The sequence below is a fragment of the Niveispirillum fermenti genome, from assembly GCF_052474395.1.
In genome coordinates this window covers 1,801,877-1,815,060 of record NZ_CP156681.1, presented here as the reverse complement: position 1 = coordinate 1,815,060, position 13,184 = coordinate 1,801,877, and the positions used below count along the sequence as shown (strand labels likewise).

The following is a 13,184-nucleotide window of genomic DNA, read 5'->3' as shown; positions in this document are numbered from 1 at the left end:
TCACCTTGTCCGGCACCAACACCTATACCGGAACGACCACTGTATCCGCGGGTACGCTGGTGGCCGGTGATGATGGGGCCCTGGGCACCACGGCCGGCGGCACCACCGTATCCTCTGGCGCCACCCTGCAGGTCGCCGCCGGGATCAGCATCGCCGAGGCGCTGACGCTGAGCGGCACGGGGGTGGACAATGCCGGCGCGCTGGTCGCGTCGGGCAATGGCACCGTCTCGATCACGGGGGCCATCACCCTGGATGCGGCAGCGACGGTTTCGGCAGCGGATGCCGATACCACCCTGTCGCTGTCGAACAATATCGGCGGTGCCTTCGGCCTGACCAAGGCCGGGGCCGGCACCTTGTCGCTGGGCGGCAACAGCCAGGGCTTCACCACCCTGACCATCAGCGCCGGCAGCCTGTCGGCGGGGCTGGATGCCAATCTCGGCTCCGATGCGGTCACACTGGAGGATGGGACGACCTGGTCCATCGTCAACAATGGCGGCACGATCGACAACGCCATCGTCCTGAACGGCTCGGCGGCGCTCAGTGCCACACTGACGACGACCCTGTCCGGCAACATCACCGGCAGTGGCAGCCTGACCAAGCAGAGCGGCGGCACGCTGATCCTGTCGGGCACCAACAGCTATACCGGCACCACCACCATCACCGGCGGCACGCTGTCGGTGGCGGGCGATGGCAATCTGGGCAGCGGCACGCTGACGCTGAATGGCGGTACGCTGAGCCTGACCGGCAGCGGCGTGACCATCGACAATGCCATTGCTATCGGCAGCAATGGCGGCACGATCAGCAACGCCAATGAGGCGACCCTGTCCGGCGTGGTTTCCGGCACCGGCGGTCTGACCAAATCGGGCGCGGGCGTGCTGACCCTGTCGGGCACCAACACCCACACCGGGGCGGTCACTGTTTCGACCGGCACCCTGGCCGTATCGGGCGGCGCGTCGATCGGCGACACCAGCGCGGTGACGGTGGCGTCCGGGGCGATCCTGGCGCTCGCTGGCGGCGGTGAAACCATCGGGTCCCTGGCGGGGGCGGGCACGGTCAATCTGGGGTTGGATCCCAGCCAATCGCCGACCTACCAGCTGACGGTCGGCGGCGACAACAGCAATTCGGTCTTCTCCGGCGTGATCGCGGGCACCGGTGCCGGCATCACCAAGACGGGCACGGGCACCCTGACCCTGACCGGGGCCAATACCTATACTGGCACAACCACGATTTCTGCTGGGACGCTGCAGATTGAGGGCGGCGCTGCCATCGCCGATACCAGCGCGGTGACGGTGGCGGCGGGCGCCGAACTGCTGCTGTATCTGGACAACGAGACCGTGGGCGGATTGTCGGGCGCGGGCACTGTCTCGTTGAATGACGGCACGCTGACGGTGGGCGGTGATACCTCCAACAGTTTCTCCGGCGTGATCCAGGATGGTGCCGGGGGCAGCGGCGGGCTGACCAAGGCGGGTACCGGCACCTTTACCCTGTCAGGCAACAATACCTATACTGGCAACACCCAGATCCAGGGCGGTACACTCAGCGTGACAAGTGGCGCTAATCTGGGCACTGGCCATATTGCCATCGCCACCGGCACCACCCTGCAGGTCACAGGCACGGGCGTCACCATTACTAACAATGTTATTCTGGCCGCCACGGCCCCTGGTGGAACGATCCAGGTAGACAATTCGGCGACCTTCTCTGGTGTACTTTCCCAATCCATCGGCAGCGGCACGTTGGTAAAGACCGGTGCAGGCACGCTGACCTTGTCGGGCACCAACACGTACTCCGGCACCACCACGGTGTCGGAGGGCACGCTGGTGGTGGGCAATGACGCTGCTTTGGGCACCAGCGCAGGCGGCACGGTCGTCACATCGGGCGCCACCTTGCAGATTTCTGCCGGGATCAGCATCGCCGAGGCGCTGACGCTGAGCGGCACGGGGGTGGACAATGCCGGCGCGCTGGTCGCGTCGGGCAACGGCACCGTCTCGATCACGGGGGCCATCACCCTGGATGCGGCAGCGACGGTTTCGGCAGCGGATGCCGATACCACCCTGTCGCTGTCGAACAATATCGGCGGTGCCTTCGGCCTGACCAAGGACGGGGCCGGCACCTTGTCGCTGGGCGGCAACAGCCAGGGCTTCACCACCCTGACCATCAGTGCCGGCAGCCTGTCGGCGGGGCTGGATTCCAATCTGGGTTCCGATGCGGTCACGCTGGAGGATGGGACGACCTGGTCCATCGTCAACAATGGCGGCACGATCGACAACGCCATCGTCCTGAACGGCTCGGCGGCGCTTAGTGCCACACTGACGACGACCCTGTCCGGCAACATCACCGGCAGCGGCAGCCTGACCAAGCAGAGCGGCGGCACGCTGATCCTGTCGGGCACCAACAGCTATACCGGCGCGACCACCATCACCGGCGGCACCCTGTCGGTGGCGGGCGATGGCAATCTGGGCAGCGGCACGCTGACCCTGAACAATGGCACGCTGACCGTGACGGGCAGCGACGCCACCATCGACAATGCTATCACCCTGGGCAGCAATGGCGGCACCGTCGGCAATACCCACACCGTCACCCTGTCGGGCGCCATCACCGGCGCGGGCGCCCTGACCAAGACCGGGTCGGGTGAACTGATCCTGTCGGCCGGCGATGGCGCCAACACCTATGGCGGCGGCACCAGCATCACCGGTGGCACGCTTGGCATTTCCCGCACATCGCATCTGGGCACCGGCGCCATCACGCTGGATGGCGGCAGCCTGCGGCTGCTGAGCGGCGGCAATCTGAGCTTCTCCGCGCCGATCACCAACAATGTGATCCTGGCCAGCGACAGCACGATCGAGATAGAAACGTCCATCGTCGTGTTCAATGGCGTCATCAGCGGCGACGGATCGCTGACCAAGACCGGCAGCGGCCGTTTGCACGTGACGGCGGCCAATACCTATACCGGCGACACCAACATCAACGAAGGCGGTATCGTCATCCAGAGCAGCACCGCCACGCTGGGCGGGCCCGATGCCGGCAACGGCAATGTGTATGGCACGCTCACCATCAGCGATGGCGCGCAGTTGATCTTCAACTATGCGGTCGACATCGCCAACGACGTGGTCGTCAGTGGCGTCGGTGACGGGTATGGCGCCATCATGGGCACCTATGCCTCCAGCAACATCACCTTCACCGGTGCCGTCACGCTGGATGGCAATACCCTGGTCGATCCGGGCAACATCACGCTGGAATTCTCCGGCGGCATCAGCGATGGCGGCAACGGCCATACCCTGACCAACGCCTGGAACGGGACGGTCAAGCTGTCGGGCACCGCCAGCAACTGGACCGGTGGCATCGCGACAACCGCCGGGCACACCGGCACCTTCTCCATCACCGATGCAAGCAATATCGGCAGCGGGCAGATCACGCTGAATGGCGGCACGCTGGCCGTTACCGGCAACAGCAGCACGCTTGCCAACGCCATCACCCTGGGCAGCGGCGGCGGCACCATCAGCAATGCCGCCAGCCTCACACTGTCGGGCATCATCTCCGACAGCGGCAACCTGACCAAGGCCGGCGCCGGCAATCTGACCCTGTCGGGCAGCAATACCTATACCGGCACGACGTCGGTGACGGCCGGCACATTGTCGATCGCCGGCGATGGCAACTTGGGCGGCGGCGCGCTGACGCTGAGCGGCGGCACGCTGGCCGTCACCGGTGCCACCACCATCGACAACGCGATCACCCTGTCCTCCGACAGCACCATCAGCAACAGCGCCGCCGTCACCCTGTCGGGGGTGATTTCAGGCAGCGGCTTGTTGAGCAAGGTCGCGGAGGGTGTGCTGACCCTGGCGGGGACACAGACTGCCACCGGCGGGCTGAGCGCAAGTGAAGGGACGGTGACGATTGCTACTGCGGCCAATATGGTGGGCGGCACACTGACGCTGGATGGCAGCAGCCTGACGGTGACGGGCAGCAATGTCACCATCGACAATGCCATCACCCTGGGCAGCAATGGCGGCAGGATCAGCAATGCCGATAGCGTCACGCTGTCGGGCAACATCACCGGCACGGGCGACCTGACCAAGACCGGCGCCGGCACCCTGACCCTGTCGGGCACCAACACCGGCACCGGCGCCACAATGATCGATGGCGGCACCCTGTCGGTGGCGGGTGACGGAAACCTGCTGGCCGGGGACGTGACGCTGGATGGCGCCAGCCTGACCATCACGGGGTCGGGCGTCACCATCGACAATGCCATCATCCTGGGCGCCGGCACCGGTACCGTCAGCAATACCAATGCCGTTACCCTGTCCGGCACCATCGCCGGCAGCGGCAACCTGACCAAGACCGGCAGCGGCAACCTGACCCTGGCCGGCACCAACAGCTATACGGGCGGCACCACGGTGTCGGCCGGCACCCTTTCAATCACCGACGGAACCAACCTGGGCAGCGGCGAGCTGACCCTGACCGGCAGCACGCTGGCCGTGACGGGCAGCACCGCCACCATCGGCAACAGCATCACGCTGGGCTATCAGGGCGGCACCATCGAAAATGCCGACACCGTTGCCCTGTCCGGCACCATCGCCGGCAGCGGCAACCTGACCAAGACCGGCACCGGCACGCTGACCCTGGCCGGCAGCAACAGCTATGCGGGTGACACCACGGTGTCGGCCGGCACCCTGTCCATCACCGGGTCGGTAGCCGGGAACGCCAGCGTGTCCAGCGGCGCCACCTTGGCCGGCACCGGCACCATCACCGGCGACCTGACCATCGCCAACGGCGCCACGCTGGCGCCCGGTGTCGCTGGTACCAATGACGGGGTCGGCAAGCTGACCGTCGGCGGCAACCTGACGCTGAACGGAGCTGCCCTGTTCGAACACAAGGGCAAGGATACCGCCGGCGCCGACTATGACCAGGTGGATGTGGCCGGAACGGTGACCATCGGTGCCGATGCGTCGCTGACCGTCACAGCGCTGGGCGGTTATGGCCTGCAGGCCAATGTCATCGCCCTGATCGCGAATGGTGATGCCGATCCCGTGGTGAACAATTCCACCACGCTGGTCACCAACGCGCTGCTGACGGGCAATTTCCTGCTGAACATGGCCGGCGGCAGCGACAGCAACGATATCACCATCATGGGCAACCGCCCGCCCGTCGTGAACACCAATGCCGGCACGACGGTTGCCGAGAACGGTACCGTCACGATCGGTACGGCCGTGCTGTCGTCCAGCGATCCGGACGGCTCGACGGCCGCCCAGCTCAGCTACACGCTGACAACCCTCCCCGCGCACGGCACCCTGTTCGTTGACAGCAATGCCAACGGTCTTGTCGATGACGGCGAGGCGCTGGGGCTGGGGAACAGCTTCACCCAGGCCGATATCGATGCCGGGCGCGTCAAGTATCGTCAGAACGGCGCCGAACAGGCCAGCGACAGCTTCATCTTCACCCTGGGGGACAAGGACGGCGTCACGCTGAGCAACCAGAGCTTCAGCCTGACCGTCACGCCCGTCAACGATGCTCCCGTCCTGGGCAATTATGCCAATATTATCGACTTCACGGAGAAGGGGACCGCCGTCACGATCAACATGACGGCCACCATCAGTGATGCCGACCTGGGTTCCGGCAGCTTCGCCGGCACCACGCTGACAGTGCAGCGTGCAGGCGGCGCCAACGCCGATGACCGGTTCGCCGCCAGTGGCAGCCTTGCGACCATGGTGTCGGGTCAGGCGCTTGTGCTGGGCTCCACCACCATCGGCACCGTGCTGCTGAACGAGGGCGGGGTGCTCAGCCTTTCCTTCAACGCCAATGCCACGGCCAGCAATGTTCAGGAGGTGCTGCGCGCCGTCACCTACGACAACGGCTCCAGCGCACCCCCGGCCAGCGTCACCCTGGTCACCAGCTTCAACGACGGCAATACCGGCGCGCAGGGCACCGGTGGCGCCTTGTCGGCCACCGGCCTGACCACGGTCACCATCACCCCCGTCAATGACGCGCCCACCAGCCTTTCCCTGACGGGCGGCCAGATCACGCAGAGCGAGGCCGGCAACGGCGGCACCATCGGCACCCTGACCATGGTCGATCCGGACGGGCCGGGCCCGTTCCGCTACACCATCGACAGCGGCAACAATGACGGCTATTTCACGATCACCGACGGCCGGGTGGTCGCCACCGGCAATGTACCCCCCGGCAGCTATACGCTGACCATCACCGGCTATGATGGCGGTACCCCCGATCTCAGCCGGACCGGCGATGTCACCATCACCATCATCGACGATCAGGCGCCCGCCGGTTATGCCGTCGGCCTGTCCAGCCCGCTGGTCAATGCCGCGGGCCGCGACAGCCTGACCATCGGCCTGACCGGCGCGGAAGTCGGTGCCACCTACAGCTATACCATCACCTCCAGCGGCGGTGGCAGCGTCACCGGTACCGGCACCGTCACGGATGCCGGCATGACCATCAGCCCCGGCACCCTGGCGGCCCTGGCCGACGGCACCCTGACCCTGACCTTCAGCCTGACCGATGCGGACGGCAACAAGGGTATGGAGGTCACGGCCACCACGCTGCTGGACACGACCCCGCCCGGCGGCAACGCCAGCTTCTCCACCAACCTCATCGGCGGCGCGCAGGCCGGCACCACCACTGTGGGCCTGACCGGCCTGACCATCGGTGACAGCTACAGCTACACCATCACCTCGTCTGGCGGCGGGACGCCCATCACCGGCTCGGGCATCTGGACCGCGACCAGCCAGACCCTGGTACCCGGCTCCCTGGCGGGGCTGGCCGACGGTACGCTGACCCTGACCATCCAGCAGACGGACGCAGCCGGGAATATCAGCCAGCCCGTCACTGCGACGGCGGTACTGGACACGACCCCGCCCACGGGCGCCCTGTCCATCCCGCTGCAACGCATTACGGCGGCTGACCAGCCGACCCTGACCATCACCGGCGGGGAGACGGGGGCAACCTACACCTACACCGTCACGTCCGCCGCCGGCGGTGCCCCCGTGACGGGCGCCGGCACCCTGGCCGCCGACGGCACCATCACCCTGCCGTCCCTGGCCGGCCTGAATGATGGCATCCTGACCGTTACACTGACCCTCACCGACGCGGCCGGCAACAGTGCCGCCCCGCTGACCGCTACCACCGAGCTGGATCTGATCGTCGCCCCCAACCCGCCCGTGCTGGGAGAGACGGGCCCGCTGACCATGGCCGAGGACGAGGCCGGGGCCGGCCTGCCCCTGCCACTGGACAGCGCGGGCCTGCCGCTGGACCGGTTCACCTTCGGCCTGTCGGGGCTGGACCCCGCCCTTGTCGCCTCGGCCGGCGTCGATCTGGTGGATGGCAGCCCCGTCCTGCGTGTCACGCCGCAGCCCGACGCCTTCGGTCAGACCAGCGTGACCCTGACCATCGCCGCCCCCGACGGCACGGTGATCAGCCGCGTCATCGACATCACCATTGCCCCCGTCGCCGATGCACCCGTCACCAGCATCATCCGCGACAACGCCACGGCCACGGCCGGGACGGCCTTCACCTATACTCCCCCGGCGGGCAGCATCCGCGATCCCGATGCCCCGACCGGTGACACCAGCCAGCTCCGCTACAGCCTGGAAGGCGCACCCGCCTGGCTGGCCATCGATGCCGCGACCGGCACCCTGACGGGCATGCCGGACGCCAGCGACGCGGGCAATGTGGCGGTGACCCTACGCATCGCCAACGCCTCCGGCCTGTCGGCGACCTATGTGCTGGACATCGCCGTCCTGGGCGCCAACCAGGGTCCCGTTGCCAATGCCGACACGGGCCGCACCAACGAACTGTCCGTCCTGGCGGGTCCGTCCGTCCTGGCCAACGATACCGACCCCGACCAGACCGACAGCCTGCGCGTCACAGCCGTCAATGGCAGCGACGTGGCGGTCGGCACCGCCATCACCCTGTCTTCCGGCGCACGGCTGACCGTCAATCCCGATGGCACCTATCGCTATGATCCCAATGGTGCCTTCAACTATCTGTCGGGCGGGCAGACAGCCACCGACAGCTTCACCTACACCGTCACCGACGCGGCCGGCGCCAGCGCGACCGCCACGGTCACCATCACCATCGACGGCATCAACAACGACCCCATCGTCGAACAGCCCAAGCAGGTGGTCATCGCCCGCAATGCGGGTGCGGTCGGCCTTTCCATCGACATGCCCGTCGATCCGGATGGCGATCCGCTCACCATCACCATCACCAGCCTGCCGGGCAACGGCGCGACCCTGCGGGGCGATGGCAGCATCGTCAATGTCGGTGACACGCTCACCCCGCAGGAACTGACCCTGCTTCAGTTCGATGTCGATACCGGCTTCTCCGGCAATGCCGGGATCCTGACCTACACCATCTCCGACGGGCAGAGCGAACTGAACGGCGCGGTCGAGGTGGTCATCGCCGAGGAGCAGATCGTCGCGATCCGCAACGCCCCCGGCACGGCCTCCATCCAGGCCGAACCCCTGGAAGGCGGCATCACACGGTTCACGTTCGAGATATTCCGCACCGCCGGTACCGATGCCGCCACGAATGGCACCATCACCGTCGATTACCGGGTAGAGGCCGGAAACGGCATCGATGCCAATGATTTCGGCGGCATCCTGCCCAGCGGCACCGTCACCCTGGCCGCCGGCGAAAGCAGCCGGATCATCACCATCGACGTCATGGCCGACGGCATCGCGGAAGGAGACGAGACCTTCACCGTCTCGCTGGACAACCTGCGCCATGACGGGCTGAGCCTGTCGCCCCGGGTCAACGACCCGGCCAGCGCCAGCGCCACGATCCTGGACCGCGACACCGATCGCACGCCCCCCGCCGTCACCGGCGTGGAGGTCCCGGCGGCCGGCACCTATTTCCCCGGCGACGACCTGTCCGTCACCCTGCTGTTCAGCGAGGCGGTCACCGCGTCCCAGGGTGCCAGCATCACCCTGCTGGTCGGGGATACCACGCGGACGGCCACGCTTGCCGGCGGCAGCGGGACCAATCGCCTGACCTTCACCTATGAGGTCCAACCGGGTGATGTCGACCGCGACGGCATCACCATCGCCGGCACCCTGGACGGTATCGTCAGCGATGCCGCCGGCAACCGGGCGGCCGACAGCTTCCAGGTCCGCGACAGTGGCGGGAACCTGCTGGGTCTTGCCGACATCCTGGTCAATACCGTCCGCGGCAAGACCATCGACGGCTATATCCAGGGCGCCCTGGTCTTCGCCGACGCCAACCGCAACGGCATCCTGGATGCCGGCGAGGTGAGCGCCACCACAGACGCCGCCGGCAATTACGAGATCAGCGGCGGCGACGGCCCCTACATCATGGTCGGCGGGCGCGACATCTCCACCGGGATCGCGTTCGACGGCATCTATGTTGCGCCGCCACGCGCCACGGTGATCAACCCCCTGACCACCGCCATCGCCGGCACGGCCGGTCTGGCCGCCGACAACGATGCCTTCGCGGCGGCACAGGACAGCGTCCGGGCCGCACTGGGCATCGATCCGGGTATCGACCTGTTCAATACCGACCCGATCGACGCCGCCACCGCCACCGGCGCCAGCGCGGATACCATTGCCGCCGCCCTGAACGCCCAGGCGCAGGCCAACGGCATTTCCATCCTGCTCGTGCAGGGGGCCAGCCTGCTTACCGCCACCGCGGGGGCAGACGGGACGACCCTGGCCGCCGGGGCCGCCGGCAACGCCATCACGGCCGCCCTGGGTGATGCCATCAACGCCCTTGGAACCGGCGAGCGGCTCGACCTGACGCATCAGCCCACGTTGCAGGCCATCCTGGACAATGCGGCACAGCGGCTGGGCCTTGCCCTCTCCGATGGCATGTCGGCCGGCACGGCCACCCTGGCGGCACAGGCCAATGCCCGCATCATGGATGCCCGCGATGCGGCCGGCACGGCGCTGGACCGTCTGTCCAGCATGGCAAAGGTCCAGGTCGTGGCACAGGGCGACGCGGCCCTGGCCATCAAGGCCGGCGTCGCGGCAGGCAGCCTGGACACGGCCCTGACCGCCTATACCGGCCAGACGCTGGACCAGGCCATCGCCGCCGCACAGGTCGGCACCATCGTTCCGGCCCGTATCGCCGTCACCGCGCTGACCCCGTCGGCACGGGAAGGCGACAGCGGCCAGTCCACCAGCTACAGCTTCCAGGTCACCCGTTCAGGCAGCCTGGCAGGTCAGACCAGTGTCGACTGGTCGGTGTCCGGCGATGGCGGGCTGAACGCCGCTGATTTCGGCGGCACCCTGCCGTCCGGCACCATCACCTTCGCCGATGGTGAAAGCGTCAAGACCATCACCGTCGAAGTTTCCGGCGACGACAGCGTCGAGGCCGACGAACGCTTCACCCTGACCCTGTCCAATGCCAGCAACGGCGCCGATATCCGCACCGCCGCGGCCAGCGCACTCATCATCGACAACGATCCCACCACGCCAACCTATCGCGGACCCGACAGCCTGGCCGTCCTGGCCGGGGTCAGTACCCGTGTCCCGACCATCGCCATCCTGGACGGCGACAGCGACAGCATCACCGTCACCCTGACACCCACCGGTGGCTTCATCGCGCTGATCGGACCGGCCAGCATCACCAGCATCAACGGTGTCACGACCCTTACCGGCAGCGTGGAAGCCGTCAACGCCACGCTGGCGACGCTGGTCCTCACGCCCGAGGCGGGCGCCAGGACGGGCAGCCTGCGCATCCAGGCCAGCGATGGCGACCCCGCCACGGCCGACCTGGACCGCACCCTGTCCATCCGCGTTGCATCCGCACCGGAGAACCGCCTGCCCGTGCAGCCGACCATCGTCGGCGGCGTGGCGACCGAGATCATCGGCGTCGGTGTGCGCGACAGTGACAGCCCGACCCTGGCCGTCACGTTGAAGCCCACCAATGGTCAGGTTTCCCTGCGCACCTTCGGTACCGCCACGGTGACCCGCGATGCGGACGGAACCCTGCACATCACCGGCAGCACCGCCGATGTCAATGCCAGCCTGGCGACCATCGACTTCACGGCGCTGACCACGGTGCGTGAGGCCAGCCTGCGCATCACCAGCAGCGATCAGGACGCCGTCACACCCGATGACAGCGACCTGATCTTCATCCGCGTCGTGCAGTCTCCCACCATCACCCTGCCTGACAGCGGGCGCATCACGGCAGGCATTTCGCAGCCGCTTGCCGGCATCACGGTCGGTGATGCCGACAGCGACACGCTCTCCGTCACCCTCACCCCTGCCGGGGCCACCCTTGCACTATCGGCGGTCGGCGGCGCCAATGTCGCAGATGCCGGCAACGGTGCCCTGCGCATCACGGGTTCCGTCGCCGACATCAACGCCACCCTGGCGGGGCTTTCCATCACCGCCGATGCGAACGCCTCCAGCGCCAGCATCACCATCCAGGCCGGCGACAGCGATCCGCTCAGCCCCGATCCGACCCGGACGCTCACCCTGTCCGTCGCGGCGCAGCCGACCGTCAGCCTTCCGGCCCAGCCCGATCCGCTGCGGGCCGGCCAGACAGGCAGCATCACCGGCATCAGCGTCGCCGACCGCGATAGCGCCACCCTCACCGTCAGCCTGTCGGCCGGCAGCGCCACCCTTCTGGATGTCCCCGCCGTCGCGGGGTTGACTGTCACCCGCAACGCCGATGGTTCCGTCGTGCTGGCCGGCGCCACCAGTGCCGTCAATCAGGCGCTGGCCGGCCTCACCGCCACCACGCCGGCCGGAACGACGGCTGCACGTCTCAGCGTCACCGTCACCGACGGAACGACACCGGCCGTGACGCGGACCCTCGACCTGCCCGTCATCGCCAATCAGGCTCCCCAGACGGGCAATGACAGCGTCCGTGTACCGGCGGGAACCACCGTCACCGCGAATGCCGCCACGGGCCTGCTGGCCAACGATACCGATCCGGATGCCGGGGATACCATCCGCATCACGGCCATCAATGGCGACAGCACCCTGGTCGGGCGCACCATCACCTTGCAGACCGGGGCCCGCGTCACCATCCAGGCCGACGGCACCTACAGCATCGATACCAGCGGCGCCTATGGCGAAATGCCGGAAGGCGCCGCCTATACCGAAACCGTCCGCTACACCATCACCGACAGCAATGGCGCCATGGACAGCGCCAGCTTCACCATCACCATCGAAGGTCGCAACGACGCGCCCACCGCGACCACGACGCCCCTGACCCTGCCTGCCGGCCGGGCCGGTGCAGCCTATGCCTACACCCTGCCCGCCGGCCTGTTCACCGACCCCGATCTGGGTGACAGTCTGACGCTGTCCATCACCGGACTGCCGCCCGGCCTGGCCTATGACGCGGCAACCGGCACGATCCGCGGCATCCCCGATTTCGGCGGTGTCGGCCAGCGGACCATCACCGTGACGGCCACCGATGCGGCGGGCGCCACGGCCAGCCGCACGGTCACGCTGACCATCACGCAGGATGCGGTCGCCATTCTGCCCACCCCGGTCATGCCGTATAGCGGGCCGGGTGCGGATTATGACACAGGCATCGAACCGCCTCTCATGGTGGCGCCGGCCATCGACATGGGCGCCGCCTCCCTGCAGGCGGGCGCGCAGCCGATCGTCATGGCCGGCTTCATCACCGGCCGGGCGCTCGGCACCGACCCGCTGGACCCCGCCCGTATCGATGGTATCCAATTCCGGATCAGCGAGCCGTCGGGCTTCGTCGCCACACGCCTGCCCGAACCCGGCGAGCGCCCCTATCTGCGCACGCCGGAACCCCGGATCACCGGGCGCATCAGCATCGATCCCGCCACGGGACAGGGGCACTACACCCTGCCGGCCGGCACTTTCGCCACGAACGACAGCGGCCTGGCGATTTCGGCCGGTCTGGCGGGCGGGCGCCCGCTTCCCGCCTGGCTGGCCTTTGACGCACGCACCGGGACACTGGCCTTGCGCGACAGGCCGCCACCCGGAACACCGGACCGCATCATCATCGAACTGACCGCCACCACCCGTGACGGACAGCGCGAAACCATTCGCCTCACCCTGCGCCTGGCCGACCAGCAGGCCGCCCTTGCCGACATGCCCGTCGGCAAGCAGGCCGTCTCCACAGCCATCCGCGCCGCATCCACGACCGCCATCCATCGCGATGGCCTCGCCCTGCTGAACAGTCTGTCCGGGTTGCCGGCAGGCACCCACCCCATCGCTGCCCGCTGA

The 13,184-nt window shown here is 67.7% G+C and carries 1 protein-coding gene (cut by a window edge); it reads left to right on the top strand.

Annotated elements, in window-relative coordinates; translation table 11 throughout:
* Nucleotides 1-13,184, top strand: partial view of an autotransporter-associated beta strand repeat-containing protein gene (locus ABC728_RS19725; protein ID WP_416618540.1) — the end only. 13,900 nt of this gene lie to the left of the window's left edge; 13,184 of the gene's 27,084 nt are visible here — the last part of the coding sequence; its start codon lies beyond the left edge, outside the window; it ends in the stop codon at nt 13,182-13,184.